General features: G+C 72.9%; 16 protein-coding genes. 14 read left to right on the top strand and 2 right to left on the bottom strand.

The window, feature by feature from the left end:
- Positions 1-297: 297 nt before the first annotated feature.
- Positions 298-861 carry an HNH endonuclease gene (locus ACF06X_RS01750; protein WP_392285182.1) on the bottom strand — a complete coding sequence of 188 codons (564 nt, stop codon included), beginning with the start codon at positions 859-861 and terminating at the stop codon, positions 298-300.
- Between the two features lie 265 nt (positions 862-1,126).
- On the opposite strand from ACF06X_RS01750, the gene ACF06X_RS01745 reads away from it, so the two are divergent.
- The 14 genes from ACF06X_RS01745 (at position 1,127) to ACF06X_RS01680 (ending at position 20,192) form a co-directional block, all read left to right on the top strand.
- On the top strand, positions 1,127-2,194 hold the full coding sequence (locus ACF06X_RS01745; protein ID WP_392285181.1) for a mechanosensitive ion channel family protein: 1,068 nt from the start codon (positions 1,127-1,129) through the stop codon (positions 2,192-2,194).
- A gap of 203 nt (positions 2,195-2,397) precedes the next feature.
- A complete protein-coding gene (locus ACF06X_RS01740) occupies positions 2,398-3,624 on the top strand; it encodes an ROK family protein (protein ID WP_392285180.1) in 1,227 nt (408 codons plus the stop codon).
- A 66-nt stretch (positions 3,625-3,690) separates the two neighbouring features.
- Entirely contained in the window at positions 3,691-5,034 is a 1,344-nt protein-coding gene (locus ACF06X_RS01735) for an ABC transporter substrate-binding protein (RefSeq protein WP_392285179.1), read from the top strand.
- Between the two features lie 5 nt (positions 5,035-5,039).
- Positions 5,040-5,981: a carbohydrate ABC transporter permease gene (locus ACF06X_RS01730; protein ID WP_392285178.1), complete on the top strand. Its 942-nt coding sequence runs from the start codon at positions 5,040-5,042 to the stop codon at positions 5,979-5,981.
- Between the two features lie 3 nt (positions 5,982-5,984).
- Positions 5,985-6,896, top strand: a complete 912-nt coding sequence (locus tag ACF06X_RS01725) for a carbohydrate ABC transporter permease (RefSeq protein WP_392285177.1) — start codon at positions 5,985-5,987, stop codon at positions 6,894-6,896.
- A gap of 9 nt (positions 6,897-6,905) precedes the next feature.
- Positions 6,906-8,171, top strand: a complete 1,266-nt coding sequence (locus tag ACF06X_RS01720; protein WP_392285176.1) for a 6-phospho-beta-glucosidase — start codon at positions 6,906-6,908, stop codon at positions 8,169-8,171.
- Positions 8,168-9,139, top strand: a complete 972-nt coding sequence (locus tag ACF06X_RS01715; protein WP_392285939.1) for an N-acetylglucosamine kinase — start codon at positions 8,168-8,170, stop codon at positions 9,137-9,139. Before ACF06X_RS01720 ends, ACF06X_RS01715 begins: the two co-directional genes overlap by 4 nt.
- Before the next feature lie 249 nt (positions 9,140-9,388).
- Positions 9,389-10,807 (top strand): hypothetical protein, encoded by a 1,419-nt coding sequence (locus ACF06X_RS01710; protein WP_392285175.1) that lies wholly within the window; start codon positions 9,389-9,391, stop codon positions 10,805-10,807.
- A 152-nt stretch (positions 10,808-10,959) separates the two neighbouring features.
- A complete protein-coding gene (locus tag ACF06X_RS01705) occupies positions 10,960-11,916 on the top strand; it encodes a glutamate ABC transporter substrate-binding protein (RefSeq protein WP_392285938.1) in 957 nt (318 codons plus the stop codon).
- A 15-nt stretch (positions 11,917-11,931) separates the two neighbouring features.
- Positions 11,932-13,230, top strand: a complete 1,299-nt coding sequence (locus tag ACF06X_RS01700) for a hypothetical protein (protein ID WP_392285174.1) — start codon at positions 11,932-11,934, stop codon at positions 13,228-13,230.
- A gap of 59 nt (positions 13,231-13,289) precedes the next feature.
- Entirely contained in the window at positions 13,290-15,926 is a 2,637-nt protein-coding gene (locus ACF06X_RS01695; RefSeq protein ID WP_392285937.1) for a tetratricopeptide repeat protein, read from the top strand.
- 2 nt (positions 15,927-15,928) lie between these two features.
- Positions 15,929-17,455, top strand: coding sequence for a protein phosphatase 2C domain-containing protein (locus tag ACF06X_RS01690; RefSeq protein ID WP_392285173.1), 1,527 nt, complete (start codon positions 15,929-15,931; stop codon positions 17,453-17,455).
- Between the two features lie 104 nt (positions 17,456-17,559).
- On the top strand, positions 17,560-18,921 hold the full coding sequence (locus tag ACF06X_RS01685) for a VWA domain-containing protein (RefSeq protein ID WP_392285172.1): 1,362 nt from the start codon (positions 17,560-17,562) through the stop codon (positions 18,919-18,921).
- 44 nt (positions 18,922-18,965) lie between these two features.
- Positions 18,966-20,192, top strand: coding sequence for an FHA domain-containing protein (locus tag ACF06X_RS01680; protein ID WP_392285171.1), 1,227 nt, complete (start codon positions 18,966-18,968; stop codon positions 20,190-20,192).
- 26 nt (positions 20,193-20,218) lie between these two features.
- Here the strand turns inward: ACF06X_RS01680 and ACF06X_RS01675 are convergent, their stop codons facing one another.
- Positions 20,219-21,193 (bottom strand): methyltransferase domain-containing protein, encoded by a 975-nt coding sequence (locus ACF06X_RS01675; RefSeq protein ID WP_392285170.1) that lies wholly within the window; start codon positions 21,191-21,193, stop codon positions 20,219-20,221.
- Positions 21,194-21,329: the final 136 nt, after the last annotated feature.

Below are 21,329 nucleotides of genomic sequence, written 5' to 3'. Positions count from 1 at the left end.
GGGAACCGGTCAGGGACCAGGCTTTGCCCTCCGCACCGGCCGGGAACCAGGCTGCGCCCTCGGAACCGGTCAGGGACCAGGCTTTGCCCTCCGCACCGGCCGGGGGCCCGCCGGAGGCCAGGCCCGTGAAAGCCGGGGCAGGCCCGTGGGGCCACGGCCCGCCCGTGGGCCAGGGCCGGCGCCCCGGAGCCCCCTCCCCGGAGGCCCCTCCCCGGAGGCCCCCCCGGGGCCCCGCCCCGGGCGGCCCCGGGCCGGAGCCCGCGACCGCCCCCCGGCCCCCTACCACGACGGCCCGGATCAGCCCGTCTTCACGGCCCCCGTGGGGGCCGGGGAGACGGCGTCGATCCGGGCCATCACGTCGTCCGCGCCGTACGGCTGGAGGTAGGGCAGCCAGCGCGGGTCGCGGTGGCCGGTTCCGATGATCCGCCAGGCCAGGCCGCTCGGCGGGGCGGGTTGGTGGCGCAGCCGCCAGCCCAGTTCCCGCAGGTGCCGGTCGGCCTTGACGTGGTTGCAGCGGCGGCAGGCCGCCACGACGTTCTCCCAGGCGTGCGTACCCCCGCGGCTGCGCGGAACGACGTGGTCGACGCTGGTTGCGACGCCACCGCAGTACATGCAGCGTCCGCCGTCGCGGGCGAAGAGCGCTCTGCGGGTCAGAGGAACGGGCCCCCGGTAGGGGACCCGTACGAACCGCTTCAGCCGCACCACGCTGGGCGCGGCGATGACGCGGGTCTCGCTGTGCAGGAAGGCGCCGGACTCCTCGAGGCAGAGTGCCTTGTTCTCGAGGACGAGGACGAGCGCGCGGCGGAGCGGTACGACGCCGAGGGGCTCGTACGACGCGTTGAGGACCAGGACATGCGGCACGGATGGCCTCCTAATACGCCGGCGGCGCGTGGCTCGCGCCGGGACGAACTGCTCTCAGTCTCTCCTCATGCCAGGTCGGAGCGCTACCACGTGCCGGTAACGGGCTGGAAGTGTTCTCGACCACACGGAAACCGTCTCCCGGTTCTTCCCCGGGTGAGGTCGGTCTCTCCCTCGAACAGGACAACGGAGTACATCGGATGCCCCGTTAGTGTGGATGGTCCGTGTACGTGGAGGGTCCGCGTACGCCACGCCCGGAGGTTCCCACGTGTCCTGGTCCGCCTTGCCGACCGCCGACGATCCGCAGCCCGTCCCCGTCACCCTGGACGAGGCCGCGGAGAAGGCGACGAACGCCGCGGGCTGGGTGGAGGAGAACTGGTCCACCTGGCTGAACACCGGTCTGAAGATCCTGCTCATCCTGGTCGTCGCGCTGCTGCTGCGGATGGCCATACGCCGTGCCCTGACGAAGCTGATCGAGCGGATGAACCGCTCCGCGCAGGCGGTGGAGGGCACTGCGCTCGGCGGTCTGCTGGTCAACGCCGAGCGACGGCGGCAGCGCTCCGAGGCGATCGGCTCGGTGCTGCGGTCGGTCGCGTCCTTCGTGATCCTGGGCACGGCCGGGCTGATGATCCTGGGTGCCTTCAAGATCGATCTCGCGCCGTTGCTCGCCTCCGCCGGTGTCGCGGGTGTGGCGATCGGCTTCGGCGCCCGGAATCTGGTCACCGACTTCCTCTCCGGTGTCTTCATGATCCTTGAGGACCAGTACGGCGTCGGTGACTCGGTCGACGCGGGGGTGGCCTCGGGCGAGGTGATCGAGGTCGGTCTGCGGGTGACGAAGCTGCGCGGCGACAACGGAGAGATCTGGTACGTCCGCAACGGCGAGATCAAGCGGATCGGGAACCTCAGCCAGGGCTGGGCGACGGCGGCGGTCGACGTCACGGTGCGACCGACGGAGGACCTGGACCGGATCAACGAGATCATCGCCGAGGTCTCGGACGAGATCTCCAAGGTGGAGCCCTGGAACGAGCGCCTGTGGGGCCCGGTGGAGATCCTCGGCCTGAACGAGGTGCTGCTCGACTCCATGACGATCCGCGTCTCGGCCAAGACGATGCCCGGCAAGGCCCTGGGCGTCGAGCGCGAGCTGCGGTGGCGGATCAAGCGCGCCCTGGACGCGGCGGGCATCCGTATCGTCGGCGGCGTCCCGGCCCAGCCGGAGGAGTCCGCGGCGGACCCGACGGCCGGCATGGCGGCTCCCTCGGCGTTCTCCTCGGCGACCTCCCCGCAGTCGGCGGCGGCCACCCCGATCCCGCCGTCGCAGCCGAACCTCTCGAAGTAGCCGCCCGCCGCACGCGGACCCGTTCCGACGCCCCCGCAGGTAACGCTTTGGTTGCCTGCGGGGGCGTTCCGCGTCCGGGGGTATTGACGGCCCGGTGAAGGCCGCCTTACGGTCCTCCCACCCAATAGGAAACTTTCCTAACAGTGCAGTGGTCCTCCACAGTGAACTGAAGCGTGGGAAGACGAAGGGCAGGTGCGTCCGTCATGGCCGGTACGACTCCCGGTACGACTCCGGGGACTCCCGGCACGCCGCGGGTGCTGCGCGCGATGAACGACCGCGCCGCCCTCGATCTGCTCCTGGAGCACGGCCCCCTGTCCCGCACCCGGATCGGCAAGCTCACCGGCTTGTCCAAGCCGACCGCCTCCCAGCTGCTCGCCCGGCTCGAAGCGGCCGGGCTCGTCGTCGCCACCGGCACCACGGCGGGACGGCCGGGACCCAGCGCCCAGCTGTACGCGGTCAACGCCCGGGCCGCCTTCGCCGCCGGTCTCGATGTGACCCCGCACCGGATCCGCGCCGCCGTCGCCGACATCACCGGCCAGGTCGTCGGCGCGTTCGAGCTCCCGACCCCCGGGCGCGCCGCGGAAGGCGTCGTACGGCAGGTCACCACCGCCCTCGACGGCGCCGCCAAGGACGCCGGGATCACCCCGGCCGACGTGCACCGGCTCGTCATCGGCACCCCCGGCGCCTTCGACCCGGCGACCGGCCGGCTGCGGTACGCCTCCCACCTGCCCGGCTGGCACTCCCCCACGCTCCTGGCGGAGCTGGCGGCGGTGCTCCCGATGCCCTTCGAGTACGAGAACGACGTCAACCTCGTCGCCGTCGCCGAGCAGCGCCGGGGCGCGGCCCGCGGCCACCAGGACTTCGTCCTGCTGTGGAACGAGGAGGGCCTCGGCGCCGCCCTCGTCCTGGGCGGCCGGCTCCACCGCGGCTTCACCGGCGGCGCCGGCGAGGTCGGCTTCCTGCCCGTGCCCGGCACCCCGCTCGTACGGCAGGTCACCAAGGCCAACTCCGGCGGCTTCCAGGAGCTCGCCGGCGTCCAGGCCGTGCCCCGGATCGCCCGGGCACTCAGGATCGAGACCGCCGAGCAGCCCTACGTACCGACCGCTTCCCGGCTGCTCGCCCACGCCGCCGCGCACCACGGCGACGACCCGCGGTACGCGGCGCTCCTGGACCGGTACGCCGAGCGCCTCGCGACCGGTCTCGCCTCCCTCGTCGCCGTACTCGACCCCGAGCTCCTCGTCCTGTCCGGCGAGGTGATCGTCGCCGGCGGGGAGCCCCTGCGCGAGCGGGTCCAGTCCGAGCTGGCCGAACTCGCCGCCTCCCGTCCCCGGCTCGTCCTCGGGGACGTGTCCGAGCACCCCGTGCTGCGCGGAGCCCTGGAAAGCGCCCTCGCCGCCACCCGTGACGAGGTCTTCGACACGTCCCGGTAGGACCACCCGTAGCCCCAGCAGTCACCCGCCCCTCCATAGCCCCCTCCGCCACAGGGAGACTTCGCCATGCCCGTACGCCCGCGCAGAGCCGCCGTCGCGCTCGCCGCCACCGCCTCCATAGCGCTCCTCGCCTCGGCCTGTACCGGCTCCGTCGACAACGGCGCGAGCGACGATCCGAACGCGAAGACCACGATCACCTTCTGGCACGGCTGGTCAGCGCCCGCCGAGGTCAAGGCGATCCAGGACAACGTCGCCCGCTTCGAGAAGGCCCACCCGAACATCAAGGTCAAGGTCGTCGGCAACATCAACGACGACAAGCTGAGCCAGGCGCTGCGCGCGGGCGGTTCGAACGGTCCCGACGTGGCCGCCTCCTTCACCACGTCCAACGTCGGCAAGTTCTGCCACTCCGGCGCGCTGGCGGACCTGAAGCCCTTCCTGGAGAAGGACAATGTGGACCTGGACAAGACGTTCTCGAAGGTCCTCCAGGACTACACCCAGTTCGAGGGCAAGCGCTGCTCGCTGCCCCTGCTCTCCGACGCGTACGGGCTCTACTACAACAAGGACGCCTTCAGGGCGGCCGGCCTCGACCCCGACGCCCCGCCGAAGACGTGGTCGCAGTTCCGCGAGGTCGCGAAGAAGCTGACGAAGCCCAAGGGCGACTCGTACGAGCAGCTCGGCTTCATGCCGAACTACCTCGGCTACGAGACCGTCCCCTCCCACTACATGTCGCAGTGGGACCACAGGTACTTCGACGAGAACGGCAAGTCGCTCCTCGCCAGGGACCCGGGCTTCGCCGAGATGCTGACCTACCAGAAGTCGCTGGTCGACAGCCTGGGCGGCTTCGCCAAGCTGGACAGGTACCGCACCACCTTCGGTGACGAGTGGGGCGCCAAGCACCCCTTCCACACCGGCCAGGTCGCCATGCAGCTGGACGGCGAGTGGCGGCTGAACTTCATCGAGGACGCCAAGGTCGACTTCGAGGTCGGCGTCGCGCCGCTCCCGGTCGCCGACGACGAGGTCGCCGAGTACGGCAAGGGCTACCTCTCCGGCACGATCATCGGCCTCGCACCGCAGAGCAGGAAGCAGAACGCGGCCTGGCAGCTGATCAAGTACATGACCATGGACACCGACGCGGTGGTGGAGTTCGCCAACGCCATCGGCAACGTCCCCTCCACCCTCGAAGCCCTGAAGTCGCCGAAGCTGAAGGCCGACGAGCACTTCAAGGTCTTCCTGGACATCGCCCAGCACCCCGAGTCCTCCACCTCCGACGGCGCGGTGAACGGCTCCACGTACCAGGACACCTTCCAGGACTTCGCCCAGAAGTACGAGAAGGGCCAGGTCAAGGACCTGAAGAAGGGCCTTGAGGAGACGGCGGCCCAGATCGACCGCGACATCGCCCAGGCGAAGTAGCCCGCATGACCACGCACACGCTCCGCTCGAAGCGCCGCCGGTCGGCGCTTCGCACGGCGGCCTACATGTCGCCCTGGCTGATCGGCTTCAGCGTCTTCTTCGCGTACCCGCTCGTCTCGACCGTCTACTTCTCGCTGATGAAGTACGACGGCCTCAACCCGCCGACCTGGCGGGGCCTGGACAACTGGACGTACGTCTTCTCCGACCTGCCGAAGTTCTGGCCGGCGATGCAGAACACCCTCTGGCTCGCGGTCGTCATGGTCGCCTGCCGGGTGGTGTTCGGTCTCGGCACCGGCCTGCTCATCACCAAGATCAAGCTGGGCGCCGGAGTCTTCCGTACCCTCTTCTACCTGCCGTACCTGGCGCCGCCGGTGGCCGCGACGCTGGCCTTCGTCTTCCTGCTCAACCCGGGCACGGGACCGGTCAACTCGCTCCTGGAGGCCGTCGGCATCCCCGCCCCCTCCTGGTTCAACGACGCCGCCTGGGCCAAGCCGGCGCTGACCGTCCTCGCGGTGTGGGGCGTCGGGGACCTCATGGTCATCTTCATGGCCGCGCTGCTCGACGTACCCAAGGAGCAGTACGAGGCGGCGGAGCTGGACGGGGCCTCGGCCTGGCAACGCTTCCGCTACGTCACCCTGCCGAACATCTCGCCGATCGTGCTCTTCGCGGTCGTCACCGGCATCATCGGCGCGATGCAGTACTACACCCAGCCGATCGTGGCCGCGAAGGTCGCGTCCGGTGTGATGGGCGGCTCCGGCCAGACCTTCGAGCCCGGTTATCCGGACGACTCGACACTGACGCTGCCGCAGCTGGTCTACAACCTCGGCTTCGGCCGCTTCGACTACGGCGCGGCCTGCGTCGTGGCCCTCGTCCTCTTCGCCCTCTCCATGGCCTGCACCGCGCTCCTGATGCGCAGGCGCGGCGGCCTGATCGGCTCGGGTGACTGAACCATGACCACCACCGTCTCCACCCTCGACGCCACCCCCGACGCCACCCCCGGCCGCCGTGCGGTGAGCCCCGCCGAGAAGCGGGCCCGCCGCAGGTCGCTGCTGCACTGGATCGCCGTGCACTCGCTCGGGATCGCCACGGCCCTCTTCTTCGTCCTGCCGTTCGTCTTCGTCTTCCTGACGTCCCTGATGAGCGACCAGCAGGCGCTGACCCGGGACCTCACCCCGAACACCTGGCACTGGGACAACTACGTCAAGGTCTTCGAGACCCCGGGCTTCCTCACCTGGTGGCGGAACTCCCTGCTCTACGCGGGTCTCGGCACCGCGCTCGTGGTCGTGTCCTCGGTCCCCGTGGCGTACGCCCTGGCGAAGTTCCGCTTCCGCGGGAGGCATCTGTCGCTGCTGCTCGTCATCTCGATGATGATGCTGCCGCCCCAGGTCGTCATCATCCCGATGTACCTGTTCTGGGCCAAGCAGATGGACCTCTCCGGCACGCTGTGGCCGCTGATCGTCCCGATGGCGTTCGGTGACGCCTTCGCCGTCTTCCTGCTGCGCCAGTTCCTGCTGACCATCCCGAACGAGTACATCGAGGCCGCGAGGATCGACGGCTGCGGCGAACTGCGCACCCTCCTCAAGGTCGTGCTCCCGATGGCGAAGCCCGGCATCGCCGCAGTGGCCCTGTTCCAGTTCTTCTATTGCTGGAACGACTACTTCGGGCCGCAGATCTACGCCTCCGAGAACCCCGGCGCCTGGACCCTCAGTTACGGCCTGGAGTCGTTCAAGGGAGCGCACCACACCGACTGGAACCTGACCATGGCCGCGACCGTACTGGTCATGGCCCCTGTGATCCTCGTGTTCTTCTTCGCCCAGAAGGCGTTCGTCGAGGGAGTCACACTGACCGGAGTGAAGGGCTAGCTGACCGATATGAAGCTCGCTGTCGTGGGGGGCGGGTCCACCTACACCCCCGAACTGATCGACGGATTCGCGCGGTTGCGCGACACCCTGCCCCTCACCGAACTCGTCCTCGTCGACCCGGCCGCCGACCGGCTCGACCTGGTCGGCGGGCTCGCCCGGCGGATCTTCGCCAAGCAGGGTCACGACGGGAGGATCGTCACCACCTCCGACCTCGACGCCGGGGTCGAGGGCGCCGACGCGGTCCTGCTGCAGCTGCGGGTCGGCGGGCAGGCCGCGCGCGAGAAGGACGAGAGCTGGCCGCTGGAGTGCGGCTGCGTCGGGCAGGAGACGACCGGCGCCGGCGGCCTCGCCAAGGCGCTGCGGACCGTTCCCGTGGTCCTGGACATCGCCGAACGGGCCCGGCGTGCCAACCCGGACGCCTGGATCATCGACTTCACCAACCCCGTCGGCATCGTGACCCGCGCGCTGCTCCAGGCCGGCCACAAGGCCGTCGGCCTGTGCAACGTGGCCATCGGCTTCCAGCGGAAGTTCGCCGGGCTCCTCGGCGTGGCACCGGCCGACGTCCACCTCGACCACGTCGGGCTCAACCACCTGACCTGGGAGACGGCCGTCCGCCTCGGCGGGCCCGAGGGCGAGAACGTGCTGCCCCGGCTGCTCGCCGAGCACGGCGACGCCATCGCCGACGACCTGCGCATGGAGCGGGCGATCGTGGACCGGCTCGGCGTCGTCCCCTCGTACTACCTGCGCTACTTCTACGCGCACGACGAGGTCGTACGGGAGCTCGGCACCAAGCCCTCGCGGGCGGCCGAGGTCGCCGCCATGGAGAAGGAACTCCTCGAGATGTACGGAGACCCGGCGCTCGACGAGAAGCCGGCACTGCTGGGCAAGCGGGGCGGCGCCTTCTACTCGGAGGCCGCCGTGGACCTGGCCGCCTCCCTGCTGGGCGCCGGGGGGTCGCCGTACCAGGTGGTGAACGCGTACAACAACGGGACGCTGCCCTTCCTCCCGGACGACGCCGTGATCGAGGTGCAGGCGGCGGTGGGTCCGCAGGGCGCCGCGCCGCTGCCGGTGGCCCCGGTCGACCCGCTGTACGCCGGGCTGATCGCGAACGTGACCGCCTACGAGGACCTGGCCCTGGAGGCCGCGCTGCGCGGGGGCCGCGACCGGGTGTTCAAGGCGCTGCTCGCCCACCCGCTGGTCGGGCAGTACGCGTACGCCGAGGGGCTCACGGACCGGCTGATCGCGCACAACCGGGAGCACCTCGCGTGGGCCTGAACCTGAACGGCGCCCTCCTCGCGGTCGACGCCGGGAACAGCAAGACCGACGTCGTGGTCGTCGGCGTGGACGGAAGCCTCCTCGGCGCGGCGCGCGGCGGCGGGTTCCAACCACCGGTGGTCGGTGTGGAGGCGGCGCTCGACGCGCTCGCGGAGACGGTGCGGCGGGCGGCGGCGGAGGCGGGGGTGCCGTTGGCGTTCGCACACGTCTCCGCCTGCCTGGCCAACGCGGATCTCCCGGTGGAGGAGGCGCGGTTGACCGCCGCCCTGGAGGCGAGGGGCTGGAGCCGCTCGGTCCAGGTCCACAACGACACCTTCGCCATCCTGCGCGCCGGGGTCGACGAGCCGCGCGGTGTCGCGGTCGTGTGCGGCGCCGGGATCAACTGCGTCGGCATGCTGCCCGACGGGCGGACCGCTCGCTTCCCGGCGATCGGGAAGATCTCCGGCGACTGGGGTGGCGGGGGCGGACTGGCCGAGGAGGCGCTGTGGTTCGCCGCGCGGGCGGAGGACGGGCGGGGCGAGCCGACCGAGCTCGCCCGCGCGCTGCCCGCGCACTTCGGTCTGGAGACGATGTACGCGCTGATCGAGGCGCTGCACCTGGGGCGGATCCCCTTCGGGCGGCGGCACGAGCTGACGCCCGTGCTGTTCGCGGTCGCGGCGGCCGGCGACCCGGTCGCGCGGGCGCTGGTGGACCGGCAGGCGGAGGAGGTCGTCGCGCTGGCGACGGTCGCGCTCGGGCGGCTCGGGCTGCTCGACGAGGAGGCGCCGGTGCTGCTGGGCGGCAGCGTGCTCGCCGCCCGTCACGCCGGCCTGGACGCGCGGATCGCGGAGCTGCTGGCCCTGAAGGCGCCGAAGGCCGTGGTCGGCGTCGTCACCTCGCCGCCGGTCCTCGGCGCGGCGCTGCTCGCCCTCGACGAGGTGGCGGCGGGCCCGGAGGCGGCGGCCCGGCTGCGCGCCCACTACGCCTGACGGGCCCCATGGGGTCGGGAACGACGGGGAGTTCCAAGGGGCGTTTCCCGGTGCGGGACGCCCCGTTCACCCGTACGTGGTGGAACCGATTCCGGCCGGGCGGCGTATACAAAGTAGGGGTTCGCCTGCGGGGGTTGTGGGGTCATGGGGCACGATAGGCGCAAGATCGCGTCAATCCTGGTGTGCGGGTGGGGCCCCTGAGGTCATACTGCCCTCCGGGCAGTCGTCATCGACCGAGGGGGAGGTCACGTGACATACCCGCCGAACGCGCCCGCGTCGGCGCAGGGCACCGCGCCCGCGCGTGCGGGCACCGGCGTGCCCGCGCAGCCGTCGGTGGCGCCCGCCGCGGCACCGCCCGCCGGGCCCGGCACCTGGGCCGAGGTCCGCGAGCGGCTGCGCCGCGCCGCCACGACCGAACCGGGCCGGCTCCAGATCCTCGGCGCCGTACTCGCCCTGCTGGTCGTCGCGTTCGGCACGGTCACCGCCTTCGAGGTCGCCGACCGGGCCTCCTCGGCCGACGACGTGGTGAGCCGCAGCCAGCCCCTGAGCGCCGACGCCGCCGCCATCTACCGCTCGCTCGCCGACGCCGACACCGCCGCAGCCAGCGCCTTCCTGGCCGGCGCGCAGGAGCCCGCCGACGTCCAGAAGCGGTACGCCGACGACATCGCCACCGCCTCCCGGCTCCTGGTCAAGGCAGCGGCCGGCACGGAGGGTTCGGCCGAGGCCAGCCGCGAGATCACCACGCTGAACGAGCAACTGCCCCGCTACACCGGACTGATCGAGCGGGCCCGGGCCGCCAACCGCCAGGGGCTGCCGCTCGGCGGCGCCTATCTGCGGTACGCGAACCGGACGATGACCACGGAGCTGCTCCCGGCCGCCGAGCGGCTCTACGAAGCGGAGACCGCGCGGCTGAGCCAGGACGACCAGGACGCCCGCGACTGGCCGTTCCTCTCCCTCGCCCTCGGGATACTCGCCCTGGCCGCCCTGGTCTGGGCGCAGCGCCGCGACCGCGCCCGGACGAACCGGGTGTTCAACCAGGGGCTCGTCGCCGCCACGGCCGCCTCCGTGGTCGTCCTGCTCTGGCTCCTCGCCGCCCACGGCGTCGCGCGCGCAGGGCTCGAAGAGGCCCGGGAGCACGGACAGGACTCCCTGCGGGTGCTCACCACCGCCCGGATCAGCTCTCTCAAGGCGCGGGCCAACGAGAACCTGACGCTGGTCGCCCGGGGCGCGGTCCTCACCGACGACGGCAAGAACGACAAGTACGAGACGGACTACGCCACCAGCATGGACGGGCTGATCGACGCGCTCGCCGAGGCCAGGGAGCTGGCCGACGACGACGCCGGTCGCGACCCGCTGGCCGTGGCGGCGGAGCGCACCGCGCAGTGGCAGGAGCGTCACAGGGACGCCCGGGCCAAGGACGACGCGGGCGACTTCGAGGGGGCGCGGCTGCGGGTCGTCGGCCCGAAGGACACCACGGGCCAGTCCTTCGACCAGGTCGACGCGGCCCTGAAGCGGGCGCTGGACCATGAGCAGTCGGAGTTCACCCGCGCCGCCGAGGGCGGCCGGGGCGCGCTGACCGCGCTGCCGCTGGGCGCGGCCGCGCTCGGGGTGCTGGGTGCGGCGGGCGCCGTTCTGGGCATCAACCGCAGGCTGTCGGAGTACCGGTGAGAGGGGGCGGGATGCGAAGCGGCGTCGACGGCGCGGGGATGCACGGCCGCCGTCCGGACGGCCCGGCCGGGCACGGCGGACGTCTCCTCGGCGCAGGCCTCCTCGGCCGCCGGCCGCTGGGGCGGTTGCGCGGCTGGGGCGGGGTCGCGGCGATGGCCGTGGCCTGTGGGCTGACGGCCTCGCTGACCCTGCTGCCGCTCGCCCACGGCGGGCGGGACGACTCCGGCCCGCCGCGGGTGACCGGCCCCGGCGTCGGCACCGGTGTGCAGGTCAAGGCGGACAGCTGCGAGGACCCGGAGGCCTCGCTGCGGCCTTCGGTCGCCGACGGGCCCTCGATCGACGCGATCAAGGCGCGCGGCAAGCTGATCGTCGGGGTCGACCAGAACAGCTTCCGGTGGGGCTACCGCAACCCGGACAAGCGTGTTCTCGAGGGCTTCGACATCGATCTGGCGAAGGCGATCGCCAAGGACATCCTCGGCAGCGAGGACGACATCATCTTCCGGGCCGTCCCGACCAACCAGCGGATCGCGGCCCTGGAGAGCGGCAAGGTCGACCTCGTCGTACGGACGATGACGATCAACTGCAAGCGGATCCAGCAGGTCGCCTTCTCCACCGCCTACTTCCAGGTGGGCCAGCAGGTCCTCGCCCCCAAGGCTTCCACGATCACCGGGTACGACTCGTCCCTGAAGGGGAAGCGGGTCTGCACGGCCGACAGCTCCACGGCCTACGAGGCCCTGGAGAAGAACTCCTTCGGCGCCGTCTTCAAGGACGCGCACGAGGGCACCAAGGACGACAAGGACCTGCTCACCGTCCCCAACCAGCTGGACTGCCTGGCCCGGCTCCAGCTGGGCGAGGTCGACGCCGTCGTCACGGACAACGCGCTGGCGGCCGGCCAGGCCGCCCAGGATCCGGCGGTCGAGCTGAAGGGCGAGCCGTTCACCACCGAGTACTACGGTGTCGCGGCCAAGCTCGGCAACGACGACCTGGTCCGCCGGGTCAACCAGGTCCTCGTCCAGTACCGGCAGGGCGCCTGGACGAAGGCGTACGACAAGTGGCTGAAGGCGGACCTGCCCGGGATATCCGGGCCACCCGCACCGAAGTACAAGTAGAGCGAGAGGTGATCGATGGGCGTCACGGGACCCCCCGGGCCGGTGATGGACCGGGACGAGGTGGACCGTGCGCTGGCGCGGCTCGGCGCGGAGCACAAGGCGATCGAGGACTCGCTCCTCGCACTCCAGGACCACGCGGGCCGCAGGCTGCTCGAAGGGGCCGAGCTGACCGGGACGACCCGGGAGCGCTGGCTGGTCACCGAGTCCACGATCACGCGGCTCTGGACGTACTTCGACGCGTACACCGACGCCTTGAACGACGCCCGTGAGCTGCGGGCGCGCCGGCGCTGGTCGAGCCGCGAGGACCTGGTGGAGCTGACCGAGCGGCTGCGCGGCGAGAGCGTGCAGATCGCGGGCGGCGCCCGGCAGCCGGACGCGTCGGTCACCGGGCCCGCCGTGCTCACCGAACGGTTCACGCTGGAGCGGCTGGTGAGCCGGATGAACGAGCTGTACGCGTCCTCGCTCGACGTGGTCGTGACCGCCGACGCCGTCTGGTCCGCGCTGCCCGCCCGGATAGATCTGCTCGCCGCGGAGCTGGGGCGGACCCGTTCGCTCGCGCACTCCGTCGGCGTACGCCCCGGGGAGCACCCGGCCGGCGACGAACTGGAGACGATCACGGCCGAGCTGACCGCCCTGCGCACCGAGGTCATCAGCGATCCGCTGGCCTTCTGGCAGCCGGCGACGGGCAGTTCGGCGCCCGGCGGCGGACGGCCCGACACCACGCGCTACGACCGGGCGGCCCGCGCCCTGGAGGACATCCGGCGGGAGATCGAGGCCGTCCTCGCGGTCCGCAAGGACTCCGAGGAGCGGCTGCTGCGCGTTCGGGACGTGCTCTCCCGGGCCGACCGGACGCTCGCCGAGGCGCGGGTGGCGCGCGGCGAGGTCCTCGCCAAGATCGCCGCCTCCGAGGTGCCGGCCGTGAGCGGCCCGCCGACCGCGCTGCAGGAGCGGCTCGCGACGGCGGCCGAGCACCGCAGGCACGCCCGGTGGCACCGGCTCTCCCCGCTCCTGGAGTCCCTGGAGCGGGAGGCCGAGGACGAACTGATGCGGGCGCGCGAGTCCTTGACCGCAGTCACCGCGCCGCTGGCGGTCCGCGCCGAGCTGCGCGGCCGGCTCGACGCGTACAAGGCGAAGGTGGCCCGGCTCGGCGCGGCGGAGGACCCGCTGCTGATCGAGCGGTACGACACGGCGCGCCGGATGCTGTGGAGCGCGCCGTGCGACCTGAGGGTCGCCGAGCAGGCGGTGCTGCGCTACCAGCAGGCCGCGGCGGAGGTCCTGTCGGGGCCCAGAGATGCCAGGGGGAGTCAGTGGTGAGCGGGGAGGCAGTGGTGAGCACCTGTCAGCGTCCGTCGTGCGAGGGGTCGTACGAGGACATGGGCGGCGGCGAGCTGTACTGCGACACCTGCGGGCTCGCCCCGGTGGTCGCGCCCGGCGGCCTGCTCGCGTCCACGCCGACCGGGATGGCCGTGCCGGGCAAGGCGGGTGCGGGCTCCAGCTCCTCCCGGTCCGGTTCGCGCGCCTCGTCCCGGTCCAGTTCGCGCTCCTCGCGCTCCTCGACGTCGCGTCGTTCGGTCTCCGGCCGCCTGTCGCGTTCGCTGTCGGGCGGCAGCACCGGCCGTTCGGTCTCCGTGCGCAGCTCCGGCTCCTCGACCGCGCAGTCCGGGCGGAACCGGCTGGGCGCGGGTCTGGTGACGATCCCGGAGGTGCCGCGTCCCGACCCGCGCGCGGCGGTGATGGAGAACCCGGAGGTCCCCGAGCGGAAGCGATTCTGCTCGCGTTCGGACTGCGGGGCTCCGGTGGGCCGTGCCCGGGGCGACCGGCCGGGCCGCACGGAGGGTTTCTGCACCAAGTGCGGGCATCCGTACTCCTTCGTGCCGAAGCTGCGCGGCGGGGACATCGTGCACGGGCAGTACGAAGTCGCCGGGTGTCTCGCGCACGGCGGTCTCGGCTGGATCTATCTCGCCGTCGACCGGGCGGTCTCGGACCGGTGGGTGGTCCTCAAGGGCCTCCTCGACACCGGCGACCAGGACGCGATGGCCGCGGCGATCTCCGAGCGCCGCTTCCTCGCCGAGATCGAGCACTCCAACATCGTCCGGATCTACAACTTCGTCGAGCACCTCGACCAGCGCACCGGCTCCCTCGACGGCTACATCGTCATGGAGTACGTCGGCGGCAAGTCGCTCAAGGAGATCGCCAACGACCGCCGCACGCCGGACGGCCGGCGCGATCCGCTGCCGGTGGAACAGGCCTGCGCGTACGGGATCGAGGCCCTGGAGGCGCTCGGGCACCTGCACAGCAGGAACCTGCTGTACTGCGACTTCAAGGTCGACAACGCGATCCAGACCGAGGACCAGCTCAAGCTCATCGACATGGGTGCGGTCCGGCGGATGGACGACGACGAGTCCGCGATCTACGGGACGGTCGGCTACCAGGCGCCGGAGGTGGCCGAGGTCGGCCCCTCGGTGGCGAGCGACCTCTACACGGTGGCGCGCACGCTGGCCGTCCTGACCTTCGACTTCCAGGGCTACACGAACGTCTTCGTCGACTCGCTGCCCGACCCGGAGCACATCGAGGTCTTCCGGACGTACGAGTCGTTCTACCGTCTCCTGGTCCGCGCGACGGACCCGGACCCGGCCCGCCGGTTCGCCTCCGCGCAGGAGATGGCGGACCAGTTGACGGGCGTCCTGCGCGAGGTCGTCGCCCTCCAGTCGGGCCGCCCGCGCCCGGCGCTGTCCACCCTGTTCGGCACGGAAGTGCGCGTGACGGACACGGAGTTGTTCGCGGAACAGACCGAGGACGTCTCCCTGCTCGGCGCCCGCCGCCCGAGCGGCGGCCGGAAGCGGGGCGGCCGAGCCGCTGTGCCCGGTGCCTTGCCCGGGGCCTTGCCTGGAACCGTGCCGGGGGGCGCTGTGCCGGGGGGCGCTGTGCCGGGGGGCGCTGTGCCGGTGGCCGGTACCGGAGCCGCTGTGCCCGGAGCCGTGCCGGGGGCTGGGCCCGGAGGCGTGCCGGGGGCTGGGCCCGGAGGCGTGCCGGGGGCTGGGCCCGCCGTCCCTGCGGCTGGAGCCCTGCCCGGAGCGGGAGCTTTCCTCAAGCCGCTCGACGGGCGGGCCGCCGCGCTCGCGCTGCCCGTACCGCGGGTGGACCCGGGCGACCCGAACGCCGGTTTCCTCGCCGGCCTGATGGCCTCCGCACCCGCCGAGCTGATCAGCGCCCTGCGCTCCGCGCCCGCGCCCTCCGTGGAACTGCGGCTGCGTGAGCTGCGGGCCCGCCTGGAGATGGGCGACCTGGGCGCCGCGGCGGGCGCGCTCGCCACGCTGGAGGAGCAGTACCCCGAGGACTGGCGGGTCGTCTGGTACCGGGGCGTCAGCTCCCTGGTCACCGGCGACCACGAGAACGCCGCGCTCTCCTTCGACGCGATCTACGACGCCTTCCCGGGCGAGCCCGCGCCCAAGCTGGCCCTCGGCATCTGCGCCGAGGTGCTCGGCCAGCTGGACAACGCCGCCGAGTACTACCGCCTGGTGTGGGCGACCGACCCGAGCTACGTCAGCGCCGCGTTCGGGCTCGCCCGGGTGCGGCTCGCGGCCGGCGACCGCACCGGAGCCGTACGGACCCTGGAGTCCGTACCGGAGGCGTCCATCCACTACACCGCGGCCCGGGTCGCCGCCGTACGGGCGCGGCTGCGGCGGCGAGCGGCGCACGAGCCGCTCGGCGAGGACCTCACGGCGGCCGCGGCCCAGGTATCCGCGCTCCAGGGCTTCGGTCTGGACCCGGTGCGCCGGGAGCGGTTGTCGACGGAGGTCCTCGGCACGGCGCTCGACTGGGTACTCTCCGGAAGTCCCGGAGCGGGGCCCGGCGGCACGCTGCTGCTCGGCAGTGAACTGGACGAGCGCGGACTGCGCTTCGGCCTCGAACGCTCGTACCGGGTGCTCGCCCGGCTCGCTCAGCGGGGCGAGGAGAGGATCGAACTGGTGGAGCGGGCCAACCGTTTCCGCCCCCGGACGTGGGTGTGAGTATGTCCCAGATGCCCCAGCACGACCTCTCCGCCTGCCCGGGCTGCGCGGAACCGCTGGAGACGGGTGACCGCTTCTGTGGCGCGTGCGGATACGACCTGTCGGCCGTACCGGCGGCGGCGCCGGAGCCCGACCGTCCGACCGTGGCGATCGGTACGCCGGTGAGCTGGCCCGAACCGCCGTCGCGCGAGCCGGGCGCGCTCTCCACGTCGACCCAGCACCCGGGCGACCTCCCCGGCACGGACTCGGGCGGCCACGACCTCCCGACGACACCCCCGTACGCCGCCCCCGGCACCCCGCCGCAAGCGCACGAGGCGCATGCCGCGCAGGCGCAGGTGCCCCAGGTGCCCGAGATGCCTGTGGCGCCGCCCGCGCGGGACCTGCCGACGATTCCGGTCCGCACGGACGGGCCGCACGCCGCGGCGACCTCCGGCGACGGACTCGCGGCCCTCGCCGCGGGGACCGCCCCCGCGCCCGCCCCCACCGCCGACGGGGACTTCGCGCTCGCCGCACCCGACCCCCGGGCCGCCGCCGCGCAACCCGCACCCCCACCCGCACCCGCACAGCCGCCGGCCGACCCGCGGACCGCCACGCCGCCCGCCGGGACGAAGCTGTGCGTCGCCTGCCGGGCCGGGCACGTGGACCCCGACGGCTACTGCGAGAACTGCGGGCACGCGCAGCCCCGCGAGCGCGACCACATGGAGCAGGAGCTCTCCACCGTCGCCGCCGTCAGCGACCGCGGCCTGCGCCACCACCGCAACGAGGACGCCTTCGCCGTCTCCGCCACCGCGCTGCCCGACGGCTCCCCCGCCACCCTGGCGATCGTCTGCGACGGCGTCTCCTCGGCGACCCGCCCCGACGAGGCCTCCGCCGCCGCCGCGCACGCGGCCAACCAGTCGCTGCTCGCCGCCCTCCCCCGGGGCACCCACCCGCAGCAGGCCATGCACGAGGCGATCGTCGCGGCGGCCGAGGCGGTCAACGCGCTCGCCGAGGAGCCCGGTCAGGGCGCCATGGAGCACGATCCGCACAGGCACCAGAACGCCCCGGCCTGCACCATCGTCGGCGCGGTCGTCGCCGACGGCCTGCTGATCGTCGGCTGGGTCGGCGACAGCCGGGCGTACTGGGTGCCGGACGACCGCACGTCCCCGCCCGCCCGCCTCACCCAGGACGACTCCTGGGCGGCCCAGATGGTGGCGGCGGGGCTTATGAACGAGGCCGAGGCGTACGCGGACGAGCGCGCCCACGCCATCACCGGCTGGCTCGGCGCCGACGCGTACGAACTGGAGCCGCACACCTCCGCGTTCAAGCCCGACCGCCCCGGTGTGGTCGTGGTCTGCACCGACGGACTCTGGAACTACGCGGAGGCCGCCGACGACATGGCCCGGGTCGTGCCGTCGGACGCCACGGGGCGCCTGTTGCACGGCGCCCAGGTGCTGGTCGGCCACGCCCTGGACGGCGGGGGCCACGACAACGTAACGGTGGCGCTGCTGCCGTTCACCCTCGCGCCGCAAGGGGCAGGATCGGCCTGACCGGCCGCCGACCCCGCCCCCGTCCCGTACGCGCTGTCCCGTACACGCCGTCCCGTACACGCCGTCCCGTACACGCCGTTGTTGTTGTCGAGGAGCCGAATCAGATGGCGAACTTCTCCAAGTCGAACGTGCCGCAGTTCTCGGTGGACGTGTACCAGAACGAGTACCTGCCGGAGGGCGGCCGTGAGGTCAGCGCCATCGTCACGGTCACCTCGACCGGCGGCGGCACCACCGGCGGCGCGGCGCTCACGGAGCCCGGCCACGGCCACGGGCACGGGACCGGGACCGGCGGCAGCGACGCCGCCGTGGTGATCATGGTCGACTGCTCCGGCTCGATGGAGTACCCGCCGACCAAGATGCGGGGCGCCCGGGAGGCCACGGCGGCGGCCATCGACGCCCTGCGCGACGGCACCTCCTTCGCCGTGGTCGCCGGTACGCACGTGGCCGCCGAGGTCTTCCCCGGCAACGGCCGGCTCGCCGTCGCCGGCCCCGCGACCCGCGGCCAGGCCAAGGACGCGCTGCGCCGGCTGACCGCGGGCGGCGGTACGGCGATCGGCACCTGGCTGCGGCTCGCCGACCGGCTCCTCGGCTCCGCCGAGGTGTCGATCCGGCACGGCATCCTGCTCACCGACGGCCGCAACGAGCACGAGTCGCCCGAGGACCTGCGGGCCGCGCTGGACGCCTGCGCGGGCCGTTTCACCTGTGACGCGCGCGGTGTCGGTACGGACTGGGAGGTCAAGGAGGTCACCGGCATCGCCTCCGCGCTGCTCGGCACGGCGGACATCGTGGCCGATCCGACGGGCCTGGCCGCGGACTTCACCACGATGATGGAGAACGCCATGGGCAAGGAGGTGGCGGATGTCGCGCTGCGCCTGTGGACGCCGGTCGGGGTCGAGATCGTCTTCGTGAAGCAGGTGGCGCCGACGGTGGAGGACCTGACCGGGCGCCGCACCGAGGCGGGCCCGCGCGCCGGGGACTATCCGACCGGCTCGTGGGGCGATGAGTCCCGCGACTACCACGTCTGCGTCCGGGTCCCGCAGGCCGGGATCGGCCAGGAGATGCTCGCCGCCCGGGTCTCGCTGATCGTCCCGGACCCGGCGGGAAGCGCCCCGACCACGCTCGGCCAGGGCTTGGTGCGGGCGGTGTGGACGGACGACATGGCGATGTCCACCTCGATCAATCCGCAGGTCGCCCACTACACCGGCCAGGCCGAACTGGCCCAGGTCATCCAGCAGGGACTGGACGCCCGCAAGGCCGGTGACCACGACGGAGCGACCGCCAAACTGGGCCGCGCGGTGCAGCTGGCGGCGGCCTCCGGCAACGCGGACACCGCGAAACTGCTTTCGAAGGTGGTGGACGTCGTCGACGCGGCGACGGGTACTGTGCGGTTGAAGGCGAAGGTCGCGGACGCGGACGAGATGACTCTCGAGACCCGCTCCACCAAGACCGTTCGCGTCAAGAAGTAGCCCGCCGGCCAGGGAGCCGGACGACGAGAGGGGGAAGCACCGACATGCCGACCTGCCCGAACGGACACCAGTCGGTCTCCGACGACTGGTGCGAGGTCTGCGGCCATCGCATGGCCGGGGCGGGTGCGCCGGCGGGTGCCGTACCGCCGCCTCCGCCTCCGCCGCCGCCCGCGTACGGATATCCCGGCCCGGCCGGGTCCGGCCCCGCCCCCGGCGGCTACGACCCGAACGCGACCTCCCAGGCGGAGCTCTGCCCGCAGTGCCGCACCCCGCGCGAGGCCATGGCCCCGTTCTGCGAGGAGTGCCGCTGGAACTTCCGGACGAACACGGCGACCTCGTACGCGCCGGTGGCCCCGCCGTCCGCGCAGCAGAGCCCGCCGCCCGGGCTCAACCTGCCGCCGGGGTTCCAGTCGCCCCCGCCGCCCCCGCCACAGCAGCCGCAGCAGCCGCAGCAGCAGCCGGATCCGTACGAGTACCAGGCCTCGCGGCCCTCGCAGATGAACCGGCCGGCGGAGCCGCTGTCCGCCGACCCCACGCACCACCAGGCGCCGCCGCAGCGCCCGCCGACGCAGCAGGGACCGCCGCCTCAGCAGGCGCAGGGGTTCCCGCAGGGGCCGCCGCCTCCGCCGCCCTCGTTCCTCCAGGGCCCGCCGCAGGCACCGCCACAGCAGCAGCACCAGCAGCAGCCCCAGCAGCATCAGCCGCAGGCGCCCGCCCGCGCGGACGACGACTGGATGCTGCCGCCGCCTTCGCAGCCCCAGCCCCAGCCCCAGCGCCCGCAAGCTCCGCAGGCGCCACAGCAGCAGCCCCAGCAGCAGCAGTACCAGCCGCCGCAGCAGCAACAGCCCCAGCAGCCGCAGGCGCCCATGGGCTGGTCGGCCTTCATCGGCCCGGACCGCGAGTACTTCCTCGCGATGATGCAGCGCAGCGGTCCCGAGGCGACGGGTCTGAACCTGCCCGCGTACTCCCCCGAGCAGCACCTGCCGCTCCAGGGCAACCAGGTCAGCATCGGCCGCCGCCGGCACTCCACCGGCGAGTCGCCCGACATCGATCTGTCCGTGCCGCCGGAGGACCCGGGCGTCTCGCACCAGCACGCCGTGCTGGTGCAGCAGCCGGACGGGTCGTGGGCGGTGGTGGACCAGAACTCCACCAACGGCACCACGATCAACGGCGCCGAGGAGCCGATCCAGCCGTACGTGCCCGTTGCCCTGCAGGACGGCGACCGGGTGCACGTCGGCGCGTGGACGACGATCACGATCCGTCGCGGATAGCGGACACCGCACAACAGATCGGCGGTTCAGCCGCTCGGCAGTGGCCAGGCGTACGGCCCCTCGGGGTCGTCCAGCCAGGCCCACTGCCGCCCGTCGCTCACCGTCACCCCGAAGCGCTCACGCTCCGGCCGCCCCTCGCGCTGCCAGAGCGCGAGCGCTTCGCGCGCGTCCAGGCTCTCCGCGGCCAGCGTGAACAGGAACCTGAACCGGTCGTCCTCGTACGCCGGCCGGGGCAGCCCCATCGGCCGTGGGCGCGGGAAGTGGGCGTTACCGCCGCGCAGGGCGACGAAGTACGCCGGGGTGGGCAGGAACCGCCCCTCCGCGTGGCCCGCGTCGCGCACCCGCAGCCGCACGAGCCCGGTGGACAGCGGAGTCAGGACGAGGGCGTCGCGGCGGCACTGGGCGAGCCAGGCGTACGGGATCGACGGCAGGGTGCAGGTGGCGATGATCCGGTCGAAGGGCGCGCGCTCCGGGCAGCCGCGGGCACCGTCGCCGGTGATCACGGTGGGCTTGTACCCGGCGGCGGCGAGATGGGCACGGGCGGACTCGGTGATCTCCTCGTCCAGATCGACGGTGGTGACGTGCTCGGCGCCGAGCCGATGGCTGAGCAGAGCGGCGTTGTAACCGGTGCCGGCGCCGATCTCCAGGACGTCCTGGCCGTCCCGTACGTCCAGCGCCTCCAGCATCTCGGCCATGAGGGACGGCTGGCTGGAGGAGGAGACCAGCTCCCCGTCCCGTACGCGGGTGGCCAGCGGCTCGTCCCGGTAGACCCCGCGCAGCCAGCGGGCGCGGCGGGCGGGGTCGGAGTGGCCGGACCAGAGCCGTTCGTAGCCGCCGACCCCGGAGACGTAGAAGTAGGGGACGAAGAGGTGGCGGGGCACCTCGGAGAAGGCCGCGTGCCAGGCCGGGTCGCGCAGCGCGCCGTCCGCCTCGATCTGCCGCACGAGGTCCTGGCGCGCCCGCGCGGCCTCCTCGGCGAAGTCGTCCACGTGTCCGCCCATGCCTCCACTCTCCTGCGCGGCGGTGAGGGAGGCGAGTGGTCCCGGGCGTCCGAGTTCTCGGTGCCGGGGTCTCGGGGTCGGCGGGTTTCCGGGCCTGTGGTCCTAGACCTCCGGTCCTCGGCCGGGTCATCTGAGA

It is taken from the genome of Streptomyces sp. NPDC015346 (genome assembly GCF_043078785.1).
Classification (GTDB): Bacteria; Actinomycetota; Actinomycetes; order Streptomycetales; family Streptomycetaceae; genus Streptomyces.
The sequence above is the reverse complement of the archived record's forward strand: the minus strand, read 5'-3'. Positions and strand labels throughout refer to the sequence as shown.

Coding starts and splice junctions, on each gene's coding strand:
- ACF06X_RS01740 (WP_392285180.1), top strand. CDS start 2,398: ATGGCCGGTACGACTCCCGGTACGACTCCGGGGACTCCCGGCACGCCG.
- ACF06X_RS01735 (WP_392285179.1), top strand. CDS start 3,691: ATGCCCGTACGCCCGCGCAGAGCCGCCGTCGCGCTCGCCGCCACCGCC.
- ACF06X_RS01730 (WP_392285178.1), top strand. CDS start 5,040: ATGACCACGCACACGCTCCGCTCGAAGCGCCGCCGGTCGGCGCTTCGC.
- ACF06X_RS01725 (WP_392285177.1), top strand. CDS start 5,985: ATGACCACCACCGTCTCCACCCTCGACGCCACCCCCGACGCCACCCCC.
- ACF06X_RS01720 (WP_392285176.1), top strand. CDS start 6,906: ATGAAGCTCGCTGTCGTGGGGGGCGGGTCCACCTACACCCCCGAACTG.
- ACF06X_RS01705 (WP_392285938.1), top strand. CDS start 10,960: ATGGCCGTGGCCTGTGGGCTGACGGCCTCGCTGACCCTGCTGCCGCTC.
- ACF06X_RS01700 (WP_392285174.1), top strand. CDS start 11,932: ATGGGCGTCACGGGACCCCCCGGGCCGGTGATGGACCGGGACGAGGTG.
- ACF06X_RS01695 (WP_392285937.1), top strand. CDS start 13,290: ATGGGCGGCGGCGAGCTGTACTGCGACACCTGCGGGCTCGCCCCGGTG.
- ACF06X_RS01690 (WP_392285173.1), top strand. CDS start 15,929: ATGTCCCAGATGCCCCAGCACGACCTCTCCGCCTGCCCGGGCTGCGCG.
- ACF06X_RS01685 (WP_392285172.1), top strand. CDS start 17,560: ATGGCGAACTTCTCCAAGTCGAACGTGCCGCAGTTCTCGGTGGACGTG.
- ACF06X_RS01680 (WP_392285171.1), top strand. CDS start 18,966: ATGCCGACCTGCCCGAACGGACACCAGTCGGTCTCCGACGACTGGTGC.
- ACF06X_RS01675 (WP_392285170.1), bottom strand. CDS start 21,193: ATGGGCGGACACGTGGACGACTTCGCCGAGGAGGCCGCGCGGGCGCGC.